This is a genomic window from Cupriavidus sp. PB-02 (genome assembly GCF_058252315.1).
The window spans coordinates 245,741-267,534 of record NZ_CM177694.1 but is presented as its reverse complement, the minus strand read 5'-3'; the positions used below and the strand labels follow the sequence as shown (position 1 = coordinate 267,534).

Here is a 21,794-nt window from a genome sequence, read left to right as displayed (position 1 = left end):
ATGCCGGGCATGGAACAACCGCGGATCCTGGTGGTGGAAGACGAACAGGCCATCGCCGACACCATTCTCTATGCGCTGCGCACCGATGGCATGCAGGCCGAGCACTGCACGCTCGGCAATGCGGCGCTCGAACAGATGCGCGCCAGCCCGGCCGACCTGGTGATCCTCGACGTGGGATTGCCCGACATCAACGGCTTCGAGGTCTGCCGCATGCTACGCACCTTCTGCGATGCGCCGGTGATCTTCCTGACCGCACGCCACGAGGAAATCGACCGCATCGTCGGGCTGGAGATCGGCGCCGACGATTATGTAGTCAAGCCGTTCTCGCCGCGCGAGCTGGCCGCGCGCGTGCGCGCCATCATTCGCCGGGCGCGCGGCGGCAACGCCGTGGCGAAGACCAAAGACAGCGCCGGCTTCACCCACGACAAGGCTGGCGCGCGCCTCGCCTATCGCGGCCACTGGCTCGACCTGACCCGCTACGAGTACTTGCTTCTGGCATTGCTGGTGACGCACCCGAGCCGCATCTACTCGCGCGCGCAGCTGATGGAGATCGTCTGGCAAGACGCGCTCGACACCAGCGACCGCACCGTCGACACCCATATCAAGACCCTGCGGGCCAAGCTGCGCGACACCACCCCGGACGCCGCCGAGCGCATCCGCACCCATCGCGGCATGGGCTATTCGCTGGAACCCTGAGCGCGCGCCATGCATATCGGCCTGCGCATCTTCTTCGGCTTCTTCCTGATCGTCGGGCTGGCGACCGTGCTGACGCTGCGCGTGTTCGTGCAGGAGGTCAAGCCCGGCGTGCGCCAGGCCATGGAAGACACGCTGATCGATACCGCGCACGTGCTGGCGGCACTCGCCGCCGACGACATGAAGGCCGGCCGCATCGCCGACGGCGACTTCGCGCGACGCATGGCGGCGCTGCGCACCGCGCCGGTCGATGCCGAAGTGTGGGGCCTGCACAAGGACAGCATCGGCTACCGGGTCTATGTCACCGACGCCAACGGCATCGTGCGTTTCGACTCGACCGGCACCGACGTGGGCCGGGACTATTCGCGCTGGAACGATGTCTACCTGACGCTGCGCGGCCGCTACGGCGCGCGCAGCACGCGCACCGATCCCAACGACGAGGCCACGACCGTGATGCACGTGGCTGCACCGGTGCGCGACGGCGAGCGCATCATCGGCGTGCTCACCGTGGCCAAGCCCAATGCGGCGATGGCGCCCTTTATCGAGCGCAGCCAGCACAAGATCCTGCTCTATGGCGGGCTGCTGATCGGCGCCGCCTGCGTGATCGGCATCGCCTGCACGCTGTGGCTGGTGCATGGACTGCAGCGGCTGCGCAGCTATGCGCGCGCGGTGGCCGCCGGCGAGCGCGCCGAGATGCCGCTGCGCGGCGCCGGCGAACTGGCCGAGCTGGGCCGCGCGGTGCAGGGCATGCGCGAGCGGCTGGAGGACAAGCAGTATGTCGAGCACTACATCCATACGCTGACGCACGAGATGAAGAGCCCGCTGGCCGCGATCGGCGGCGCGGCCGAACTGCTGCAGGAAGAGATGCCGGCGGCGGACCGCCAGCGCTTCGTCGCCAATATCCGCGCCCAGTCCGGGCGGCTCGAGACCATGATCCGCAAGCTGCTGGCGCTGGCCGACGTGGAGCAGCGCCAGCGCCTAGAAGTGCGCGAGCCGGTGCGGCTGGCGCCGCTGCTGGCCGAACTGTGCGACGAACTGGAACCCCGTGCGCGCCAGCGCGGCGTCACGCTGCGGCTGGCCGCGGACGGCGGGCCGGACCTGGTGGCCGGCGATCCGTTCCTGCTGCGCCAGGCGATCGCCAACCTGCTGGAAAACGCCATCGACTTCGCGCCGGCGGGCAGCGAAGTCACGATGCGGCTGGAACGGCGCAACAACGCCGTCGCCATCGCCGTGGCCGACCAGGGCCCCGGCATCCCGGACTACGCGCTGCCGCGCGTGTTCGAGCGCTTCTACTCGCTGCCGCGCCCGCACGGCGCGGACAAGAGTACCGGCCTGGGCCTGTGCTTTGCGCGCGAGGTGGCGACGCTGCATCATGGCGATGTGACGCTGGCAAACCGCCCCGGCGGCGGCGCGCTGGCAGAACTGACGCTGCCGGCCGCCTAGCACCGCAGGATCGGCATAGACTGTGGCTTCTAGCGATGCGCCGCTGAAACTCCCTATAATCGAACGACCGTTCATTTAGGGCACGGCAACGTGCCCGCCAGTGGTTCAGGAGACACCATGCCCGCCGCCAAGCAACTGCCCCAGGTCCTGCAGAACCTGGCCCTGCCCGTCATTGCCTCGCCCATGTTTATCGTCAGCTATCCGGAGCTGGTGCTGGCGCAGTGCAAGGCCGGCATCGTCGGATCGTTCCCGGCGCTCAACGCGCGCCCGGCGGAGCTGCTCGACGAGTGGCTCACCCAGATCCAGGACGAACTCGCCGCGTTCAAGGCCGCCAACCCGGGCGCGCCGGTAGGCCCGGTCGCGGTCAACCAGATCGTGCACACGTCAAACGCCCGGCTCGAGCATGACATCAAGGTGTGCGTGGAGCACAAGGTGCCGATCTTCATCACCTCGCTGCGCGCGCCGGTCAAGGAGATGATCGACGCGGTGCACAGCTACGGCGGCATCGTGCTGCACGACGTGATCAGCATGCGCCATGCCGAGAAGGCGATCGAGGCCGGTGTCGACGGCCTGATCCTGGTGGCGGCCGGCGCCGGCGGCCATGCCGGCATGCTGTCGCCGTTTGCGCTGGTGGGCGAAGTGCGCAAGCTCTTCGACGGCCCGATCGCGCTGTCGGGTTCGATCGCCACCGGCGAGGCGGTGCTGGCGGCGCAGGCGATGGGCGCTGACTTTGCCTACGTGGGCACGCGCTTTATCGCGTCGCAGGAGGCGCATGCGGCCGAATCGTACAAGCAGTCGATCACCAGCTCGGCCGCCGCCGATATCGTCTATACCAACCTGTTCACCGGCGTGCACGGCAACTACATCCGCGAGAGCATCAGCAACGCCGGCCTGGACCCGGACAACCTGCCCATCGCCGACAAGAGCAAGATGGACTTCTCCAGCGGCAGCTCCAAGGCCAAGGCGTGGAAGGATATCTGGGGCGCCGGCCAGGGCGTGGGGCAAATCCATGACATTCCCACCGCCGGGGAAATCGTTGCGCGCATGAAAGCGGAGTACGATGAGGCCAAGGCGCGGCTGGGTATCGCGCGCTGAACGAACCATTACCGGGCCGCCTTGCGGCCCTTTGTTCGCCCATTGCCCCTGACTCGTCCCGCCACCTCGCCCGATCCTGAAGCCGCGCTGAGCCGCCGCCAGAGGGCGCTGCGCGCCCTCTGGGTGGCGCTGGGCGGCATCTGCCTCTTGCTTGGGGTGATCGGCATCTTCCTGCCGGTGTTGCCAACCACCCCGTTCGTGCTGCTGGCCGCGGCGTGCTTTGCGCGCGGCTCGCGGCGCTTTCATGAATGGCTGATGGGGCATCCGCGCTTCGGGCCGCTGGTCAGCGACTGGCAGCGGCATCGCAGCATTCCATTTCGGGCGAAGTGCCTGGCCTTGTCGATGATGTGGGTGTCGATGGGGACTACGGCGTGGTTGCTGCGCGGGCGGCCGCTGGCGTCGGCGGCGTTGCTGGCGTGTGCCGTGGGGGTGAGTGTGTGGATGGTCCGGTTGCCGACGCGGCCGCCGGAAGGGCGCAAGTCCTGAGCTGCCGCGCGTGACTGGCCCCGCCGATGCGGGGCCTTTTGCTTGCCTCAATCGTACCGCCGCGCGTCCTCGATCACCTTCCCATCCTGCGGCAATGACCCCGCCGCCACGAACGCCACCGCGCCGCGCAGCCGCATCACCTCGCGCAGCGACTCCGCCACCGCGCGCTGCAACGCCTCGTCCTCGCGCGTGGCATCGCAGTGCAGCGTCATTACGTCGGCGCCGAGTTCTCCGGTCACCACCAGCCGCGCAGCGCGGATCTCCGGATGGCGCCGCATCACGTCCGCCACCTGCCCCGGATGCACAAACATCCCCTTGACCTTGGTCGCCTGGTCGGCGCGACCGAGCCACCCTTTGAGGCGGATATTGGTGCGCCCGCACGGGCTCGGCCGCTGCGACGACTCCGCCACGATCGCCGACAAATCGCCGGTGCCGAAGCGGATCAACGGATAGTCGCCATTCCCCAGCACCGTCACCACCACCTCGCCAGTTTCGCCCTCGGCCATCGGCCGCGAGCCGCCGGGTTCGACGATCTCCACCAGCACGCCCTCGTCCACGACCCAGCCGTCGCCGCCTTCGGTTTCATAAGCGATCAAGCCGACATCCGCGGTGCCATACATCTGCTGCACGCGCACGCCCCGCTCCTTGAACCAGGCGCGCAGCGACGGCGGCAGCGCCTCGCCCGACACCAGCGCCTTGGTCAGGCTGGTGCAGGGCGTGCCCAACTCGTCGCCACGCTCCAGCAGCAGCTTCAGGAACGACGGCGTGCCCGCATACGCGGCCGGCTGCAGGCTGGCCAGCGCCTGTACCTGCGATTCGGTCTGGCCCACGCCCGCGGGGAACACGCAGCAGCCGAGCCGGTGCGCGCCGGTTTCCATCATCATGCCGGCCGGCGTGAAGTGATAGGAGAAGGTGTTGTAGACCAGATCGCCGGCGCGGAAGCCCGCCGCGAACATCGCGCGCGCCACGCGCCACCAGTCCGCATCTTTGCCGTCGGGTTCGTGGATCGGGCCGGGCGACTGGAACACGTGGCGCAGGCCGCCAAGGGGCGTCGCGTTGAGCCCGCCCAGCGGCGGCAACGCGCGCTGGCGTGCCGACAGTTCTGACTTGCGCGTGACCGGCAGCGCGGCCAGCGCCGCGCGCGAGGTCAGCAAGCGCGGGTCGACGTCGCTCAGCATCTCGGCAAAGTAAGGCGCGTTGTCGCGCGCATGGGCTACCTGGCGTGCCAGGGCGGCAAGGAGCGCCTGCTCGCGGACTTCCGGCGCGCGGGTTTCGAGCGAATCGAAGTGTTCTGGCATGGTGCTGTGCGTCAGGGAAATGGATGCGGCTTGCCGCCGCGCCGCCGGCGCGTGGTGGCAATGCCGGATAAATTGGGTCGGCTTATGTCGGCTCAGGCCAGCCAGCGCTTCCTGCGCCGGTAGCTCTTCACGTCGCGGAACGACTTGCGCCCGGCACCGTCGTCCGCATCGTTGGCCGCCACGCCCAGGTAGAACTCCTTCACGTCCTCGTTGGTGCGCAGCGACTCGGCGTCGCCGTCCATCACCACGCGGCCGTTTTCCAGGATGTAGCCGTAGTCGGCATAGCGCAGCGCCACCATGGTGTTCTGCTCGGCCAGCAGGAAGCTGACCTTCTCGCGCGAGTTCAGGTCGCGCACGATCTCGAAGATCTCCTCGACGATCTGCGGCGCCAGGCCCATCGACGGTTCGTCCAGCAGGATCATCGCGGGCTTGGCCATCATGGCCCGGCCGATCGCGCACATCTGCTGCTCGCCGCCGGAGGTGTAGCCCGCCTGCGACTTGCGGCGCGTCTTCAGCCGCGGGAAGTAGGCGTAGATCTTCTCCAGCTCGTCGCGCGTCTGCGCGCGCGACAGGCCGCGCGTATAGGCGCCGGTGAGCAGGTTTTCCTCGATGGTCAGGTGCGCGAAGCAGTGGCGGCCTTCCATCACCTGGATCACGCCGCGGCGCACCAGGTCGTTGGGCGTGAGCTGGTCGACGCGGTCGCCGCGATACTCGATCGAGCCCTTGGTGACGTCGCCGCGCTCGGCCTGCAACAGGTTGGAAATGGCCTTCAGCGTGGTGGTCTTGCCCGCGCCGTTGGCCCCGAGCAGTGCCACGATGCGGCCCTCCGGCACTTCGAGCGAAACGCCCTTGAGCACCAGGATCACGTGATCGTAGATGACTTCGATATTGTTGACGGAGAGGAGGCTCATGGTGCGGCTCGGTTGGTGTTGCAGTCGGCTGCGGCGGGCATGCGGCGCCAGGCACCGCACGCCCGCCAGGTTGCTGTCAAGACTTCGAACAAGCCGGCGTAATCCCCTTCTCCTTCGCGTACTGCGCCGCCGTGGCCTTGAACAGCGGGTGGATCAGGCTCTTGTTGCCCTCGATCCAGTCCGACACCACCACCCACTTGCTGCCGTCCCACTGCTGGATCTTCACCTTGCCCGAGCCCTCGTGGTTGTCGCAGCTGGTCTTGATCTCAGGCAGCAGGCCGGTGGCACCCAGTTGCTGCAAGCGAGCGTTGGTCAGGTTCAGGTTCTCGAAGGCCCAGCGCATCTGCTCGCCGGTCATGGCCTTGCCCTTGCCGAACTTGGCCTGCGCCACGCGGACCGCTTCCACCGTCACCACCGCCGCCGACACGCCGCGGTTGTACAGCACCGACCCCACCTTGTTCTTGTCCTGCATATTGCCCTTGCCGGCGCCGTAGACCACCTTCTCGATATCGGCGATCAGCGGCACGCTCTTGCCCGCGACGTTCCAGGTCGCGCTCATGTAGCCCTTGGAGGCATCACCGGCCGGCACCGTGTCTTCCTCCGAGCCTGCCCACCACGAACCAATCATCTTGTCGCGCGAGAAGCCGACCTTCTGCGCGGCCTTCAGCGCGGTCTGGTTCATCACGCCCCAGCCCCAGAAGATCACGTAGTCGGGGTTCTCCTGACGGATTTTCAGCCACTGCGCGCCCTGCTCGTTGCCGGGGTGCGCCACCGGGATCTCGACCAGGTTGAACTTGCCCAGCTTCGCCTCAGCCTGCAGCGCCACGATCGGCTCCTTGCCATAGGCCGAGTCGTGGTACAGGTAGACGATCTTCTTGCCGGCGAGCGAGCCACCGCTCTTCGAGGCCAGGTACTTGACGATGGCCGACACCTGCATCTGGTACGTCGTCACCAGCGGGAACGCATATGGGAACACCGAGCCGTCCACCGCGTCGGTGCGGCCGTAGCCCATCATCACCAGCGGCACCTTGTCGGCGGCAGTCTTGTCGACCAGCGCGTACGAGATGCCGGTCGACATCGCGTGGTAGGCCGTGCCCTTGGTGGTGGCGTTCTTGGACTTCAGGCGCTCGTAGCACTCCACGCCCTTGGCGTTGTTGTACTCGGTCTCGCACTCTTCCCACGATAGCTTGACGCCGTTGACGCCGCCGTCCTTCAGGTTGACGTAGTTGAGGTAGTCGATGAAGCCGCCATACCAGGACTGCCCGTTGGCGCCATACGGCCCCACGCGATAGCTCGGCAGCGCGACGAACTGCTCGTTGCTCTGCGCCATGGCCGGCGCCGCCGGCGCCAGCAGTGCAGCCGCGGCGCTGACCACCAGGGCGGCGCGTTGCACGTTGCGAATCAGGTTGGTCATGACAGTCTCCTTCGCCCTCGGTGGAGCGTTTCGTTATGCTGAAGCGTCAATGCTTCGGATGACATGCAGGTACTGCGGTAATCCCTTGCTTCCCTCCCCGTCAGTGAGGGAACGGCCACAGCCTCAGCTTCTCCTTGGCGATCTGCCACAGCCGGGCCAGCCCGTGCGGCTCCACGATCAGGAAGAAGATGATCAGCCCGCCGAACACCATCAGCTGGATGTGCGACACGGTGGCATTGGTGAACGGCAGGTGCAGCAGCGCGGCCAGCGGCGGCAGCACGTTGTCCAGGAAGATCGGCAGCAGCAGGATGAATGCCGCACCCAGGAACGAGCCCAGGATGCTGCCCACGCCGCCGATGATGATCATGAACAGCACGCGGAACGACAGGTCCAGCGAGAAGCCGTCCGGCTCGACCGAGCCGAGGTAGCAGAACGCGTACAGCGCGCCGGCCACGCCGCAGTAGAACGAGCTGACCGCGAACGCCAGCAGCTTGGTGCGCATCAGCGGGATGCCGATCACCTCGGCCGCCACGTCCATGTCGCGCACCGACATCCAGGCGCGGCCGGTGGCCGAGCGCACCAGGTTCTTGGCCACCAGCGCCAGCACCGTGACGATGCCCAGCACGAACAGGTATTTCTTCACCGGGGTGTCGATGGCGAAGCCGAACAGGTCCAGCCGCTGCGCGGTGATCACGCCCGAGGAGCTGTTGTTCGAGAACCAGGGAAACTTGGTCAGCGCCCACACCACGAAGAACTGCGCCGCCAGCGTCGCCACCGCCAGGTAGAAGCCCTTGATGCGCAGCGACGGCAAGCCAAAGGCCACACCCACAAGCGCGGCGGAAAGGCCCGCCATCACGAACGTCAGCAGCACCGGCATGCCTTCCACGCGCAGCTGGAAGTTGTAGGCGGCGTAGGCACCCACCGCCATGAAGGCCGCGGTGCCCAATGACAGCTGTCCGGCATAGCCGGTCAGGATATTCAGCCCCAGCGCCGCCAGCGAAAAAATCAGGAACGGGATCAGGATGGCCGAGAACCAATATTCCGATCCCGTCAGCGGGATCACCACGAACGCCACGGCCATCAGCAGCGCAAAGCCGATGCGGTCCTGGCGGATCGGGAAGATCTGGCTGTCGGCGACGTAGCTGGTCTTGAACTGGCCGGCTTCACGATAAAACATGGCAAGTCTCCTGTGCGAAGTCGGTCAGACGCGATCGATGTGTTTCTCGCCGAACAGCCCTTCGGGCCGCACCAGCAGAAACAGCAGGGCAAACACATACGGGAACCAGCCTTCGATGCCGCCGAAGTTGCCGCCGAACATCGACTGGAACACCGGCGGGATATAGATCTCGGCCAGCTTCTCCGAGGCGCCGATGATCAGCCCGCCGACGATGGCGCCGGGCACCGAGGTGAAGCCGCCCAGGATCAGCACCGGCAGCGCCTTGAGCGCGGTCAGCGTCAGCGCGAACTGCACGCCATTGCGCGAGCCCCACAGCATGCCGGCCACGAGTGCGACGAAACCCGCCACGCCCCACACGATCGCCCAGATGTTCTGCAGCGGGATGCCCAGTGACAGCGCCGCCTGGTGGTCGTCGGCGACAGCGCGCAGCGCGCGGCCGACCTTGGTGTACTGGAAGAACAGCGCCAGCGATCCGACCAGCACACCGGCAATGGCCGCCGCCGCAATATCGAACTTGGAGAGCACGATATTGAAGTTGGTCATGATCGACTCGATCGGCTCGTCGACGATGCCCAGGTTGATCGGGCGCACTTCGTTGCCGAACAAGAGCGGCCCCAGCCCTTCCAGGAAGAACGACAGCCCGATGGTCGCCATGAACAGCGTGATCGGTGGCTGGTTGACCAGCTTGCGCAGCACGAAACGCTCGGTGCTCATGCCGACCAGGATCATCACCACGAAGGCGCCGATCACCGCCGCCCACATCGGCATGCCCTTGTCCATCAGCCCCACCACCGCCAGCGCGGCAAAGTAGACCATCGCGCCCTGGGCGAAGTTGAACACGCCCGAGGCCTTGTAGATCAGCACGAAGCCCAGCGCCACCAGCGAGTACATCAAGCCGGACAAGAGGCCGCCGATCAGGATTTCAAAGAAGAACGTCATGGTTTGGAACCCCTCAGTGCGATGTGCCCAGGTACGCCTTGATCACGTCCGGATTGCCCTTGACTTCCTCGGGCGTGCCGTCGCCGATCTTCTTGCCGTAGTCGAGCACGACCACGCGGTCGGAGATATCCATCACCACCCCCATGTCGTGCTCGATCAGCACGATGGTGGTGCCGAACTGCCGGTTCACATCGAGGATGAAGCGGCACATGTCCTGCTTCTCTTCCACGTTCATGCCGGCCATGGGCTCGTCCAGCAGCAGCATCGACGGCTCGGCCGCCAGTGCGCGCGCCAGCTCCACGCGCTTCTGCAGGCCATACGGCAGGCGCCCGACCGGGGTCTTGCGGATCGACTGGATCTCCAGGAAGTCGATCACCTCCTCGACCTTCTGGCGATGGCGCATCTCTTCGTTGCGCGCCGGGCCCCACCACAGCGCATGCGCGAACAAGCCCGTGCGGAACTGGGTGTTGCGCCCGGTCATGATGTTGTCCAGCACCGTCATGCCCTTGAACAGCGCGATGTTCTGGAACGTTCGCGCGATGCCCTGGCGCGCGGCGGCGGTGGGGTGCATCTGCTTGCGCTCCTCGCCGCGGAACACGATGCGCCCTTGCTGCGGGTGGTACACGCCGTTGATCACGTTCAGCATCGAACTCTTGCCCGCGCCGTTGGGACCGATGATGGCGCGCACCTCGTGCTCGCACACGTCGAACGAGATGTCGGTCAGCGCCTTCACGCCGCCGAACGCCAGCGAGATATGCTGCAGGTCCAGGATCACCTCGCCGCCGGTACGCGCGTGCTCGCCGGTGCGCTGCGCGTGGCGCGTACCGGGTTGTGCGCCGCTGTCGTCAGCCAGTCCTGCCGGAGATAGCGGGCCCGCCGGGGCGATCGCACCGCTGCCCCCCGCGCCGCTGGCATCCGTGCGTGCTGTCCCCGTCCATTTGCGCTGTCCAGCGCCTTGCCAGGCCACTTGCGTCATGTTGCTGCCTCCGCTTATGCCGCGCGCGCCGCCACAGGCAGGCGCTTCGCATCTACCAGCTTCAGCGTGGCCGACACGCTGCCCTCGCGCCCGTCTTCAAACTTGACGCGCGTCTCGATGAACTGCTCGGACTTGCCCGCATAGAGCGCCTCCACCAGTACGCCGTATTTCTCGGCGATAAAGCCGCGCCGCACCTTGCGCGTGCGTGTCAGCTCGTCGTCGTCCGGGTCCAGCTCCTTGTGCAGGATCAGGAAGCGCGCAACCTGCGAACCGGCCAGCATCGGGTCGTTGGCGAGGTCTGCGTTCACCTGGTTCACGCATTCGCCGATCATCTCGATCACGTCCGGCTGCGCGGCCAGGTCGACATAGCCGGCATACGGCAGGTGGCGCCGCTCGGCCCAGTTGCCGACCGCCTCGAAGTCGATGTTGATAAAGGCGCAGACGTTGTCGCGGTCGTTGCCGAACGCCACCGCTTCCTTGATGTACGGGAAAAACTTGAGCTTGTTCTCGATGTACTTGGGCGCGAACATCGAGCCATCGGCCAGCTTGCCCACGTCCTTGGCGCGGTCGATGATCTTCAGGTGCCCGTCGGCATCGAGCACGCCGGCGTCGCCGGTCATGAAGTAGCCCTCGTCGTTGATGGCCTCGCGCGTGGCGTCGTCACGCTTGTAGTAGGACTTGAGCAGGCCCACGCCGCGCACCAGCACTTCGCCGTTCTCTGCGATGCGGATTTCCATGCCCGGCGCGGCCGGTCCCACGGAGTCGAACTTGACCTGACCGTCGGGCTGCAGGCACACGTAGGCGCAGGTCTCGGTCTGGCCGTAGAACTGCTTCAGGTTCACGCCGATCGAGCGGTAGAAGCGGAACAGGTCCGGCCCGATCGCCTCGCCCGCGGTATAGCCGACGCGGATGCGGCTCATGCCGAGCACGTTGCGCAGCGGGCCGTAGACCAGCCCTTCGCCCAGCGCATAGCGCATGCGGTCGGCATAGGACACAGGGCGGCCGTCGAGGATGTCGGCACCGCAGCGGCGCGCCACGTCCATGGCCCAGTGGAACAGCTTGCGCTTGATCCAGCCGGCATCCTCCATGCGGATCATCACCTGCGTCAGCAGCCCTTCATAGATGCGCGGGGGCGCAAAGTAATAGGTGGGGCCGATCTCGCGCAGGTCGGTCATCACCGTTTCGCGCGACTCCGGGCAGTTCACGGTGAAGCCCGCCACCATCGCCTGCGCATACGAGAACAGGTTGTCGCCCACCCACGCCATCGGCAGGTAGGAGAGCACGTCATCGTCGGCGCCGAGCTTGTCGAAGGCACAGCCATTGCGCGCCGCGCCGATCAGGCCCGCATGCGAATGGCACACGCCCTTGGGCTTGCCGGTTGTGCCGGAGGTATAGAGGATGATCGCGGTGTCGTCGGACTGGCCCGCGGCGATCGCCTCGTCATAGAAGCCCGGATGCGCCTGGTCGAACTCGCGGCCCAGTTCCTGCAGCCGTTCATACGAGATCAGCGACGGATGGTCATAGTCGAGCAGGCCGCGCGGGTCTTCATAGATGATGTGGCGCACGGCACGGCCGGAAGTGGCCAGCTGCGCTTCGACCTCGAGCAGCTTGTCGACCTGCTCCTGGTCCTCGACGACGGCGAACTCGATCTCCGCATCGTTGAGCACGTAGACCATCTCGTTGGCGATCGCGTCCTGGTACAGCGGTACCGGTACGGCGCCGAGGGCCTGCGCCGCGGTCATGGCCCAGTACAGGCGTGGGCGGTTGTCGCCCACCACTGCCAGGTTCATGCCGCGCCTGAAACCGAGTGCGGCCAGCCCACAAGCCAGCGCCCTCACCTGCTGTGCCGCCTGGGCCCAGCTGTATGTCTGCCAGATGCCGAGATCCTTCTCGCGATAAGCCGGATGATCCGGCCGCTGCTGGGCGTGCGCCAGCAGCCATCGCGGGAAGGTCGTCGCCGACGATTCCTGCATCGCTGTCTCCTGTCCCTCCGGCGTGGGGGTCCACGCGCGGTGTCAAGCGCCGGTCCGGTCGTTATACTTGGCTTGCTTTGCCCGGCGGCATCTGCCGCATCGCATCAAGCCCGTCTGTGCCTGTTCTGAGGGGGGCCGGGAAAGCTTTTTCGTCTTTCCCCGGCGTGCCCCGTGTGGCACCCGCGGTTCCGTTGTGATCGTACGATAGCCCATGCCAACCACCCGGGTTGTCACGCCGGTGACAATTCCGGGTTAATCCCTACCGGAGCAATTCCAGGCCATGCTGAACGATTTTGTCGACCGCTGCGTGTGGGCAGCAGACCTGAGCCCGGAGCAGCGCGAGCGCGTGCGCCGCGCGATGTTCGTGCACGAGTACAGCCAGGGCGACTACGTCTGCCACAAGGGCGACATCGCCGAGCACTGGATGGGCGTGCTCGAAGGCATCGTCAAGATCACCACGGTGTCGCCGTCAGGGAAGTCGGTCACCTTCACCGGCGTGCCCACCGGCGGCTGGTTCGGCGAAGGCGCGGTGCTCAAGTCGGAGATCCGCAAGTACGACGTGATGGCGCTGCGCCGCTCGACCATCGCCTTCCTGCCGCGCGACACTTTTCAGTGGTTGCTGGATACCAGCCTGCCGTTCACGCGCTTTTTACTGACGCAGTTCAACGAGCGCCTGGGGCAGTTCATCGCGGCGGTGGAATACGAGCGGCTGCTCGATATCGATTCGCGCGTGGCGCGCGCGGTGTCGTCGCTCTTTAACGAGCACCTGTATCCGGGGATCGGAAAGACGCTGGAGATTTCGCAGGAAGAAATCGGCCTGCTCGCCGGCATTTCGCGCCAGCGCGCCAACCAGGCACTGAAGGTGCTGGAGCAGCAGGGGCTGGTGCGGGTGGACTACGGCGTGATCGAGGTACTGGATCTGGAGGGGTTGCGGCAGTACGGCGAATAGCATGGCCACCGCCATCGACGACGCCACGCTGCGCGCCTACCGCGAGACGCACTATCGCGTGCTGGGCGATATGCCGATGACCTTGCGCATCGACCAGGCCAGCGCCCCGCTGGCAGCGCTGCACCGCGCCCATGGTGTGGCAGCGAGCGCCTTCATCACCGCCGCCAACCCGTTCAGCCAGCGCTGCGACGATGCCGCCAACGCGCGCCGCCAGCAGGCGCTGGCGCAGGACGTGACTCAGATGGGATTGCGTGCGATCGACGCCGCCGGCGAGCATCCGTGCAACGGCTGGCCGGCCGAGCCGAGCTTGCTGGTGCCCGGTTTGTCGCTGGCCGATGCCAGGGCGCTGGGGGAGAAATACGGGCAGAACGCGCTGGTGTGGAGCGGCGCGGACGCGGTGCCGCGACTGGTGCTGCTGCGCTGAGCGCCGCGCGCCTGTCAGGCGTTGCCTGCCGGCGCGTCAGCCGGCATGGCAATCAGTGACCGTGGCCTCGGTGGCCGCCATGGCCGCCATGGCCGCCATGGCCGCCGTGGCCATGGTGCCCGTGGTGTCCGCCGTGCCCGTGGCCACGATAGTGACCGTGATAGCCGTGGTGGCGATGGTGGTGGTGATGGCGGTGGCCGCGCCACTCATGGCGGCCATACCAGCGCCGGCCGTCCCAGTAGCGGTCACCATGCCAGCCGTGGTAGCGCGGCGCATAGACCACGTGCGGCGGGGGTGCCACATAGACCGGCGCGGGTGCCACATAGACCGGCGCGGGCGCCACATAGACCGGCGCGCCGACATGCACGCCCACATCGACGTGGGCCATCGCGGAGCGGGCAGCCAGCAGGGACAACGCACCGGCGAGCAGCGCGGCAAAAAGAACCGGATGGGCCATTGTGATTCTCTTGTTGTAAATGGAATGGGTGCACTCTACCGCGCATTCCTGTTACTGGATGCGGCGGATTGTTTCGGCATATAACGCCGTGTAAGCGGGATTTGGCAGCCCGGCAGCGGGACGGCCCGGAATGGCCGGCGGCCGCGCGAAGCGGCCGCCGGTACTCATTGCCCGCCGCCGTGGGGCAGCGGGGCCTGTCACATGCGGCAGGTGCCGCCTGGATTACTTGCTGTAGACGTACACGCCGCGGCCGGTCTTGCGGCCCAGGTAGCCGGCGGCCACCATCTCACGCATCAGCATCGCCGGGCGGTACTTCGGATCGGCAAATTCCGTGTACAGCACTTCCATCACCGCCAGCATGGTGTCCAGGCCAATCATGTCGGCCAGCGCCAGCGGCCCAATCGGGTGGTTGCAACCCAGCTTCATGCCTTCATCGATTTCTTCCGGCGACGCCAGGCCTTCGCCCAGCACGCAGAAAGCCTCATTGATCATCGGGCACAGGATGCGATTGACGACGAAGCCCGGGCTGTTCTTGACCGTGATCGGGTACTTGCCCAGCTCCTTGGCCAGCGCTTCCACGGCGGCGTGCGTGGCGTCGCTGGTCTGCAGCCCGCGGATCAGTTCCACCAGCGCCATCACCGGCACCGGGTTGAAGAAGTGCATGCCGATAAAGCGGTCGGCGCGCGAGGTCACCGCGGCCAGCTTGGTGATCGAGATCGACGAGGTGTTGGACGCGATGATCACGTTCTCGCCGACGATGTCGTCGATCTGCTTGAGGATCTTGACCTTCAGGTCGTAGTTCTCGGTGGCGGCCTCGATCACGATATCGGTGGCCTTCAGATCGTCATACGACGTGCTGCCCTTGATGCGCGCCAGCGCCGCGGCCTTGTCGGCCTCGGTCGCCTTTTCTTTCTTGATCAGCCGATCCAGGCTGCCCGCCACGGTGGCCACGCCCTTCTGCACGGCGGCGTCGCTGATGTCCACCATCACCACCTTGAGACCCACTACCGCGCAGGCCTGGGCGATGCCATTGCCCATGGTGCCGGCACCGACGATGCCCACTGTCCTGATTGCCATCTTGTCTTCCTCTGTCTGCTGGTTGGATTGTGTTGGATTGTTCCGGATCAGGCCGCCTGCTCGCGCAGCGCGGCGATGATGCGCTCGGCGTGCCCCTTGAGCAGGTCCGGGTCCTGCATCTCGCGCGCGTGACCGCGCAGGGCGTGATCGTTATAGCGCGGCACGATATGGAAATGCACGTGCGGCACGGTCTGCCCCGCGGCCGCGCCGTTGAACTGGCCGATCGAGATGCCGTCCGGCGAGAACGCGGCACGCACCGCGCGCGCCACGCGCTGCGTGGCGCGGATGGCCGCCTGCGCGCCCTGCTCGGACAAGTCGAACAGGTTGACCGCGGCTTCCTTGGGCACCACCAGCGTATGGCCATCGGCCTGCGGCATGATGTCCATGAAGGCGATGGTGTCGTCGTCCTCGTACACCTTGATGCACGGCATCTCGCCGCGCAGGATCTTCGCGAAGATGTTGTTCGGGTTGTACTGGCTGTCCATGGTCTTGTATTGCGGTTATCTCGGATTTCGTAGCCGGCGCGATGCTGGAATCGCCGCGGCGCAGCATTCGAGTGTAACGCAGGGCGGCCGTTCACTGCGGCCGCCCTGCGCGATAAACGCGCACTGAGGCGCTCCCTGCGTGAGCCCGGGTCTACATATTGCGCCGGTACTGCCCGCCCACCTCGAACAGCGCATGCGTGACCTGCCCAAGCGAGCAAACCCGCACCGCGTCCATCAGCACCGCGAACACGTTCTGGTTGTCGATCACCGCCTGGCGCAGCCGCTGCAGCATCGCAGGTGCCTCGTCCACATGCGCCTGCTGGAAGGCCTGCAGCCGGTCGAGCTGGCTCTGCTTCTCGGCCTCGCTCGAGCGCGCCAGCTCCAGCTTCTGCGGGATCGGGTCGCCCTCAGGATTGCGGAAGGTGTTGACGCCGATGATGGGCAGCGTGCCATCGTGCTTGAGCTGCTCGTAGTAGAGCGACTCTTCCTGGATCTTGCCTCGCTGGTAGCCGGTTTCCATCGCGCCCAGCACGCCGCCGCGCTCGGCGATGCGCTCGAACTCCTGCAGCACCGCCTCTTCCACCAGGTCGGTCAGTTCCTCGATCAGGAAGCTGCCCTGGTTCGGGTTCTCGCACTTGGCCACGCCCCATTCGCGGTTGATGATCAGCTGGATCGCCAGCGCGCGGCGCACCGATTCACCGGTGGGCGTGGTGATGGCCTCGTTGTAGGCATTGGTGTGCAGCGAATTGCAGTTGTCGTAGATCGCGATCAGCGCCTGCAGCGTGGTGCGAATATCGTTGAAGTCGATCTCCTGCGCGTGCAGCGAGCGGCCCGAGGTCTGGATGTGGTACTTGAGCTTCTGGCTGCGTTCGTTGGCGCCGTACTTGTCGCGCATGGTCACCGCCCAGATGCGGCGCGCCACGCGGCCCAGCACGCTGTACTCCGGGTCCATGCCGTTGGAGAAGAAGAACGACAGGTTGGGCGCGAAGTCATCGATATGCATGCCGCGTGCCAGGTAGGCCTCCACATAGGTGAAGCCGTTGGCGAGCGTGAAGGCGAGCTGCGAGATCGGGTTCGCACCGGCCTCGGCGATGTGGTAGCCCGAGATCGACACCGAGTAGAAGTTGCGCACCTGGTGGTGGACAAAGTACTCCTGGATATCGCCCATCACCTTTAGCGAGAACTCGGTAGAGAAGATGCAGGTGTTCTGGCCCTGGTCTTCCTTGAGGATGTCGGCCTGCACCGTGCCGCGCACGTTCTGCAGCACCCACGCGCGGGTCTTGGCTTCTTCGTCGGCGGTGGGCTCGCGCTGGTTGTCGGCGCGGAACTTGTCGAACTGCTGGTCGATGGCGGTGTTCATGAACATCGCCAGGATGGTCGGCGCCGGGCCGTTGATGGTCATCGACACCGAGGTCGACGGACTGGTCAGGTCGAAGCCGTCGTACAGCACCTTCATGTCGTCGAGCGTGGCGATCGACACGCCGGAGTTGCCGACCTTGCCGTAGATATCGGGCCGCACGTGCGGGTCTTCGCCATACAGCGTGACCGAATCGAAGGCCGTGGACAGGCGCTTGGCGTCCATGCCCTCGGACACCAGCTTGAAGCGCCGGTTGGTGCGGAACGCATCGCCCTCGCCGGCGAACATGCGCGTGGGATCCTCATTCTCGCGCTTGAAGGCGAACACGCCGGCGGTGTACGGGAAGCTGCCGGGCACGTTCTCGCGCATCAGCCACTTCAGCACCTCGCCGTCGTCCTCGAAGCGCGGCAGCACCACCTTGCGCACCTTGGTGCCGGACAGCGTGGTGGTGACCAGCCCCGTGCGGATCTCCCTGTCGCGGATCTTCACCACGTACTCGTCGCCGCCGTAGGCTTCGCGCATCTGCGGCCACATCGCCAGCAGCTTGCGCTCGACCTGTCCGAGGGCGGTGTCGCGCTCAGCCGCCAGCGCATCCAGCGCGGCGCCATCGCCTTGCGCGGCCTGCAGCATGGCGCTCGATGCGCGCAGCTGCTGGCGCTCGCGGGCGATGCGGCTCTGCTCCATCACGCGGCGGTGGTAGCCGCGCACCGTGTCGGCCAGTTCCGCCAGGTAGCGGCTGCGCGCGGGCGGCACGATCACGTTCTGGCCGGTGGAAATGCGCCCCCACAGCGCGGGCAGCGTGCCCGGCTGCAGCTTCAGTCCGCGTTCGGCCAGCGCCTCGCGCAGGCCCTGATACAGCATGGTGACGCCGTCGTCATTGAAGCGCGAGGCCTGCGTGCCGTACACCGGCATGTCTTCGGCCTTGCCATGCCATTGCTCGCGGTTGCGCTGCACCTGCTTGGCGACGTCGCGCCAGGCGTCCTGCGCACCCTTGCGGTCGAACTTGTTGATGGCGACGAAGTCGGCGAAGTCCAGCATGTCGATCTTCTCGAGCTGGCTGGCCGCGCCGAACTCCGGCGTCATCACGTACAGCGACCGGTCCACATGCGGCACGATGGCCGCGTCGCCCTGGCCGATGCCCGAGGTCTCGACGATCACCAGGTCGAAGCCCGCCACCTTGCACGCGGCGATCACGTCCGGCAATGCCTGCGAGATCTCCGAGCCCGCCTCGCGCGTCGCCATCGAGCGCATGAAGATGTTCGGATGGTTGATCGCGTTCATGCGGATGCGGTCGCCCAGCAGCGCGCCCCCAGACTTGCGCCGCGACGGGTCGATCGAGATCACGGCGATCGACAGCGCATCCTGCTGGTCGAGCCGGAAGCGGCGGATCAGCTCGTCGGTCAGCGACGACTTGCCCGCGCCACCGGTGCCGGTGATGCCGAGCACCGGGATCGATGCGGCTGCCGCTTGCGAATGCATCGCCTGCACCAGCGCCGGATCGGCCTTGCCGTTCTCCAGCGCGGTGATGAGCTGCGCCAGCGCGCGGCGGTTGCCGCCGGCGACGGGTTCGAGCGAGGCCGGCGCATAGCGCGACAGGTCGATATCGCAGCGCTGCACCATGTCGGCAATCATGCCGGCCAGGCCCATGCGCTGGCCGTCCTCGGGGCTGAAGATGCGCGCCACGCCGTAGGCTTGCAGCTCGCGGATCTCGTCCGGCACGATCACGCCGCCGCCACCGCCAAAGACCTGCACGTGCTCGCCACCTTTCTCGCGCAGCAGGTCGACCATGTACTTGAAGTACTCGACATGGCCGCCCTGGTAGCTGGAGATCGCAATGCCCTGCGCGTCTTCCTGCAGCGCCGCCGTCACCACTTCCTCGACGGAACGGTTGTGGCCAAGGTGGACCACCTCGCAGCCGTGCGACTGCAGGATGCGGCGCATGATGTTGATCGAGGCGTCATGGCCGTCGAACAGCGACGCCGCCGTGACAAAGCGAACCTTGTTGACCGGACCGCGGCCCTGCGCGGTGGGCTTGGGCTGCGGCGCGCCGCGGCGCACATCATGCACATCGGAAAGGTCGGTCATTGTCTCCACCGTTTCTGGTGTTGGCTGCCACCGCGGCGTCCGCCTGGGGTGCTGGTCTGTGCCGGCTTGGCTGAAGATGCGCGGGCTGCGCCCCGGGGGTTGGGGCCGATCGATTATATGACGTTGACGTTAACGTAAATCAATGGGTTGGAACCCCGAGGGCAGGGTTTCGGTGTCCTTATAGAGTAGGTGTCCGGGGCGACTGTCGGGCAAGCAAAAGGCCACCTGTCGGTGGCCTGAGGTTGCTAACAAAAGCTGGGAGTGTTGCCTCCCCTCTCTCGTTTATGGGAGAGGGGCGCAAACCGCCGGCGGTGGCCGGTCTATCGGCATAACGCCCAAATCCTCGGGCACTCCCCGAACGCATCCGTGCTGTGCTCTTCCACACGATGCCGCATCACACGCAGCCACGCCGCCAGCCGCCGCAGCGACCACGGTGCCGGCGTCTGCGCCAGCGTGAAGCGCGCACCCGGGCCGTCGCCCGACAGCCATACACGATAGCCCTCCGGCAGCGCGAGCTCGGCGCCCGGCTCCAGCCAGATATCGTTGGGATTGCCCTCGACCGTCACCCACAGCTTGCCCGCCGCCGCGCAGACGGTCTGCCCGTAACCGGCGCGCCAGCTCACTGGCTGTCCGGGCTCATCCAGTTCTAAAGTCCGTAGTTCGCGCATGTTGCACTCCTCATCAGCCCGGCGGTCTGGTCCGGTGCCGACGCCTGGATGCCGAATGACCACAGGAGCCGGCGCCTTTCTCCGCCATGCTTCCATTATTCGCATCCCTCACTACAATCCCATGTACAGTTGTGAACAGTTTTCGATGAACTGTTCAGTAGTTTTTTCTGACAGTTGCGTTCTCCGGTTTCCCCCGGCTGCCCTGCCTATGAAACTAATCTTAGATGCTTCTACCGGAATTCCACTGACCGATCAGATCGTCAACGGCGTGAAGTCGTGGATCGGCAACCGCGAGGCTCGGCCTGGCGCAAAGCTGCCGTCGATCCGGCAGCTGGCGGCCGAGAACGGCATCAGCCGCTTCCCGGTGATCGAGGCCTATGACCGGCTGGTGTCGCAAGGGCTGCTGGATTCGCGCCAGGGTTCGGGCTTCTATGTGGCGGACAGTCCACTGGCGGGGCGCTCGGCGCGCGGCTGGTCGGACCCGAGCCTGGCCGAAGACCTGTCGGACCACATCATCGAGCAGTTCAACCACCCCAGCGGCACGCTCAAGCTGGCCGGCGGCTTCGTTCCCGAGACCTGGCGCGACGTGGAAGGGCTGCAGCAGGCGATCCGCGCAATCTCGCGCAACGAGATCGACAGCGTGATCCACTACGCCACGCCCACGGGCCACCCGGAGTTGCGCCGCCAGGTGCTGCTGCGCGTGCGCCAGCTGGGCATCGCGGCGGAGCTGCCACAGGTACTGATCACCAGCGGCGCCAGCCAGGCACTGGACCTCGTGGTGCGCCACCTGCTCAAGCCCGGCGACACGGTCTTCGTCGAAGACCCCGGCTACTACAACCTGTTCGGCCTGCTGCGGCTGCACGGCGTGCAGCTGGTGGGCGTGCCGCACACGCGCAACGGCCCCGACCCGGACGCCACCGAGGCGCTGCTGCGCCAGCACAAGCCCAAGCTGTTCTTCACCAACAGCGTGCTGCAGAACCCGACCGGCTCGACGCTGGCGCCGCCGGTGGCGTTCCGCCTGCTGGAGCTGGCGCGCCGGCATGGCTTCCGCTTTGTCGAGGACGATATCTTCTCGGACTTCCAGACGCACTTCACTGACCGGCTGGCGACGCTGGACCAGCTAGAGCACGTGATCTACATCGGCGGCTTTTCCAAGACGGTGTCGGCCTCGCTGCGGATCGGCTACCTGGTGGCGGACAAGGCGCTGATCAAGGACCTGGTCGACGTGAAGGTGCTGACCAGCGTGGCCGGCTCGCACTTTGCGGAGGCGGTCACGGCGGCGCTGCTGGAACGTGGCGGCTATCGCAAGTTTGTGGAGCGGCTGCGGCTGCGCGTGCGCGAGGCATCGGCCAATGCGGTGCGGCAGCTCACCGGCTGCGGCTGGGAAGTGTTCTGCGAGCCGTCGGGCGGCAACTTCCTGTGGGCGCGCCCGCCCGGCATCGAAGATTCGCGCGAGCTGGTGACGCTGGGCGAGGAATACGGCGTGACGCTGGCACCAGGCAATTACTTCCGCCCCGGCGGCGAGACCTCGGCCTGGATCCGGATCAACGCCGCCTATGCCAACGAACCGCGCGCGGTGGCCTTCATGAAGGCCGCCGCCGAGCGCGGTGGTTGATGGGGTCTAGCCTCCGTGGTTATGCAGGACGGCATTGCGCCGCGCATAGGCAAAGTAGGTCACCAGCCCCACCGCCAGCCACACCAGGAAGGCGATCCACGTCAGCGCCTGCAGGTGCGCCATCAGGAACAGGCAGAAGCCGATCGACAGCAGCGGCACCACCGGCACGCCCGGGCAGCGGAACGCGCTCGGCAGTTCCGGGCGCGTCTTGCGCAGCACCAGCACCGCCACGGAGATCAGCGTAAAGGCAATCACTTTTGGGATGGAAGCGC

Annotated in this window: 19 protein-coding genes and 1 pseudogene; 7 read left to right on the top strand and 13 right to left on the bottom strand. The window is 66.4% G+C overall.

The window, feature by feature from the left end; all coding sequences use genetic code 11:
* The 4 genes from creB to AC10V3_RS01300 all read left to right on the top strand — a co-directional run bounded on the left by creB (nucleotide 1) and on the right by AC10V3_RS01300 (nucleotide 3,717).
* On the top strand, nucleotides 1–696 hold the full coding sequence (creB, locus tag AC10V3_RS01315) for a two-component system response regulator CreB (RefSeq protein WP_022533368.1): 696 nt from the start codon (nucleotides 1–3) through the stop codon (nucleotides 694–696).
* A 9-nt stretch (nucleotides 697–705) separates the two neighbouring features.
* The gene (gene creC, locus AC10V3_RS01310; protein ID WP_022533367.1) at nucleotides 706–2,136 is read left to right on the top strand and encodes a two-component system sensor histidine kinase CreC; all 1,431 of its coding nucleotides are present in this window, start codon (nucleotides 706–708) and stop codon (nucleotides 2,134–2,136) included.
* A 117-nt stretch (nucleotides 2,137–2,253) separates the two neighbouring features.
* Nucleotides 2,254–3,231, top strand: a complete 978-nt coding sequence (locus AC10V3_RS01305; protein ID WP_022533366.1) for an NAD(P)H-dependent flavin oxidoreductase — start codon at nucleotides 2,254–2,256, stop codon at nucleotides 3,229–3,231.
* A gap of 48 nt (nucleotides 3,232–3,279) precedes the next feature.
* Nucleotides 3,280–3,717 carry a YbaN family protein gene (locus AC10V3_RS01300; protein ID WP_349605691.1) on the top strand — a complete coding sequence of 146 codons (438 nt, stop codon included), beginning with the start codon at nucleotides 3,280–3,282 and terminating at the stop codon, nucleotides 3,715–3,717.
* Between the two features lie 47 nt (nucleotides 3,718–3,764).
* On the opposite strand, the gene AC10V3_RS01295 is transcribed toward AC10V3_RS01300, so the two are convergent.
* The 7 genes from AC10V3_RS01295 to AC10V3_RS01265 form a co-directional block, all read right to left on the bottom strand.
* Entirely contained in the window at nucleotides 3,765–5,015 is a 1,251-nt protein-coding gene (locus AC10V3_RS01295) for a phenylacetate--CoA ligase family protein (protein WP_022533364.1), read from the bottom strand.
* 92 nt (nucleotides 5,016–5,107) lie between these two features.
* Nucleotides 5,108–5,926 (bottom strand): ABC transporter ATP-binding protein, encoded by an 819-nt coding sequence (locus AC10V3_RS01290; protein WP_022533363.1) that lies wholly within the window; start codon nucleotides 5,924–5,926, stop codon nucleotides 5,108–5,110.
* A 76-nt stretch (nucleotides 5,927–6,002) separates the two neighbouring features.
* The gene (locus AC10V3_RS01285) at nucleotides 6,003–7,340 is read right to left on the bottom strand and encodes an ABC transporter substrate-binding protein (protein ID WP_022533362.1); all 1,338 of its coding nucleotides are present in this window, start codon (nucleotides 7,338–7,340) and stop codon (nucleotides 6,003–6,005) included.
* Between the two features lie 100 nt (nucleotides 7,341–7,440).
* Nucleotides 7,441–8,517: a branched-chain amino acid ABC transporter permease gene (locus AC10V3_RS01280; RefSeq protein ID WP_022533361.1), complete on the bottom strand. Its 1,077-nt coding sequence runs from the start codon at nucleotides 8,515–8,517 to the stop codon at nucleotides 7,441–7,443.
* Nucleotides 8,518–8,541: 24 nt separating this feature from the next.
* On the bottom strand, nucleotides 8,542–9,456 hold the full coding sequence (locus tag AC10V3_RS01275) for a branched-chain amino acid ABC transporter permease (RefSeq protein WP_022533360.1): 915 nt from the start codon (nucleotides 9,454–9,456) through the stop codon (nucleotides 8,542–8,544).
* A gap of 13 nt (nucleotides 9,457–9,469) precedes the next feature.
* Nucleotides 9,470–10,432, bottom strand: a complete 963-nt coding sequence (locus AC10V3_RS01270; RefSeq protein WP_022533359.1) for an ABC transporter ATP-binding protein — start codon at nucleotides 10,430–10,432, stop codon at nucleotides 9,470–9,472.
* Between the two features lie 14 nt (nucleotides 10,433–10,446).
* The gene (locus AC10V3_RS01265) at nucleotides 10,447–12,405 is read right to left on the bottom strand and encodes an AMP-dependent synthetase/ligase (RefSeq protein WP_022533358.1); all 1,959 of its coding nucleotides are present in this window, start codon (nucleotides 12,403–12,405) and stop codon (nucleotides 10,447–10,449) included.
* Between the two features lie 280 nt (nucleotides 12,406–12,685).
* Between AC10V3_RS01265 and AC10V3_RS01260 the strand changes: the two genes are divergently transcribed.
* Both AC10V3_RS01260 and AC10V3_RS01255 read left to right on the top strand, forming a co-directional pair.
* Complete coding sequence (locus AC10V3_RS01260; protein WP_022533357.1) at nucleotides 12,686–13,354, top strand: Crp/Fnr family transcriptional regulator; 669 nt, start codon at nucleotides 12,686–12,688, stop codon at nucleotides 13,352–13,354.
* Between the two features lies 1 nt (nucleotide 13,355).
* Entirely contained in the window at nucleotides 13,356–13,778 is a 423-nt protein-coding gene (locus tag AC10V3_RS01255; protein ID WP_022533356.1) for a DUF3293 domain-containing protein, read from the top strand.
* A 52-nt stretch (nucleotides 13,779–13,830) separates the two neighbouring features.
* Here AC10V3_RS01255 and AC10V3_RS01250 read toward each other — a convergent pair whose 3' ends face one another.
* From AC10V3_RS01250 to AC10V3_RS01230, 5 genes are all read right to left on the bottom strand, one after another.
* Nucleotides 13,831–14,235 (bottom strand): hypothetical protein, encoded by a 405-nt coding sequence (locus tag AC10V3_RS01250; protein WP_349605402.1) that lies wholly within the window; start codon nucleotides 14,233–14,235, stop codon nucleotides 13,831–13,833.
* A 222-nt stretch (nucleotides 14,236–14,457) separates the two neighbouring features.
* Nucleotides 14,458–15,360, bottom strand: a complete 903-nt coding sequence (locus AC10V3_RS01245; protein WP_349605690.1) for a 3-hydroxybutyryl-CoA dehydrogenase — start codon at nucleotides 15,358–15,360, stop codon at nucleotides 14,458–14,460.
* Entirely contained in the window at nucleotides 15,360–15,797 is a 438-nt protein-coding gene (locus tag AC10V3_RS01240; protein WP_022533353.1) for an HIT family protein, read from the bottom strand. Before AC10V3_RS01240 ends, AC10V3_RS01245 begins: the two co-directional genes overlap by 1 nt.
* A 151-nt stretch (nucleotides 15,798–15,948) precedes the next feature.
* Complete coding sequence (gene icmF, locus AC10V3_RS01235) at nucleotides 15,949–19,239, bottom strand: fused isobutyryl-CoA mutase/GTPase IcmF (protein ID WP_022533352.1); 3,291 nt, start codon at nucleotides 19,237–19,239, stop codon at nucleotides 15,949–15,951.
* Between the two features lie 320 nt (nucleotides 19,240–19,559).
* The gene (locus tag AC10V3_RS01230) at nucleotides 19,560–19,907 is read right to left on the bottom strand and encodes a DUF2917 domain-containing protein (RefSeq protein WP_349605399.1); all 348 of its coding nucleotides are present in this window, start codon (nucleotides 19,905–19,907) and stop codon (nucleotides 19,560–19,562) included.
* Nucleotides 19,908–20,115: 208 nt separating this feature from the next.
* On the opposite strand from AC10V3_RS01230, the gene AC10V3_RS01225 reads away from it, so the two are divergent.
* Entirely contained in the window at nucleotides 20,116–21,522 is a 1,407-nt protein-coding gene (locus tag AC10V3_RS01225; protein WP_349605398.1) for an aminotransferase-like domain-containing protein, read from the top strand.
* Between the two features lie 6 nt (nucleotides 21,523–21,528).
* Here the strand turns inward: AC10V3_RS01225 and AC10V3_RS01220 are convergent.
* A pseudogene (locus AC10V3_RS01220) lies at nucleotides 21,529–21,777 on the bottom strand (amino acid permease C-terminal domain-containing protein); the annotation flags it as partial.
* Between the last annotated feature and the right edge of the window lie 17 nt (nucleotides 21,778–21,794).

Coding starts and splice junctions, on each gene's coding strand:
- AC10V3_RS01275 (WP_022533360.1), bottom strand. CDS start 9,456: ATGACGTTCTTCTTTGAAATCCTGATCGGCGGCCTCTTGTCCGGCTTG.
- creB (WP_022533368.1), top strand. CDS start 1: ATGCCGGGCATGGAACAACCGCGGATCCTGGTGGTGGAAGACGAACAG.
- AC10V3_RS01265 (WP_022533358.1), bottom strand. CDS start 12,405: ATGCAGGAATCGTCGGCGACGACCTTCCCGCGATGGCTGCTGGCGCAC.
- AC10V3_RS01295 (WP_022533364.1), bottom strand. CDS start 5,015: ATGCCAGAACACTTCGATTCGCTCGAAACCCGCGCGCCGGAAGTCCGC.
- AC10V3_RS01225 (WP_349605398.1), top strand. CDS start 20,116: ATGAAACTAATCTTAGATGCTTCTACCGGAATTCCACTGACCGATCAG.
- AC10V3_RS01250 (WP_349605402.1), bottom strand. CDS start 14,235: ATGGCCCATCCGGTTCTTTTTGCCGCGCTGCTCGCCGGTGCGTTGTCC.
- AC10V3_RS01260 (WP_022533357.1), top strand. CDS start 12,686: ATGCTGAACGATTTTGTCGACCGCTGCGTGTGGGCAGCAGACCTGAGC.
- AC10V3_RS01255 (WP_022533356.1), top strand. CDS start 13,356: ATGGCCACCGCCATCGACGACGCCACGCTGCGCGCCTACCGCGAGACG.
- AC10V3_RS01270 (WP_022533359.1), bottom strand. CDS start 10,432: ATGACGCAAGTGGCCTGGCAAGGCGCTGGACAGCGCAAATGGACGGGG.
- AC10V3_RS01240 (WP_022533353.1), bottom strand. CDS start 15,797: ATGGACAGCCAGTACAACCCGAACAACATCTTCGCGAAGATCCTGCGC.
- AC10V3_RS01285 (WP_022533362.1), bottom strand. CDS start 7,340: ATGACCAACCTGATTCGCAACGTGCAACGCGCCGCCCTGGTGGTCAGC.
- creC (WP_022533367.1), top strand. CDS start 706: ATGCATATCGGCCTGCGCATCTTCTTCGGCTTCTTCCTGATCGTCGGG.
- AC10V3_RS01290 (WP_022533363.1), bottom strand. CDS start 5,926: ATGAGCCTCCTCTCCGTCAACAATATCGAAGTCATCTACGATCACGTG.
- AC10V3_RS01305 (WP_022533366.1), top strand. CDS start 2,254: ATGCCCGCCGCCAAGCAACTGCCCCAGGTCCTGCAGAACCTGGCCCTG.
- AC10V3_RS01280 (WP_022533361.1), bottom strand. CDS start 8,517: ATGTTTTATCGTGAAGCCGGCCAGTTCAAGACCAGCTACGTCGCCGAC.
- AC10V3_RS01230 (WP_349605399.1), bottom strand. CDS start 19,907: ATGCGCGAACTACGGACTTTAGAACTGGATGAGCCCGGACAGCCAGTG.
- icmF (WP_022533352.1), bottom strand. CDS start 19,239: ATGACCGACCTTTCCGATGTGCATGATGTGCGCCGCGGCGCGCCGCAG.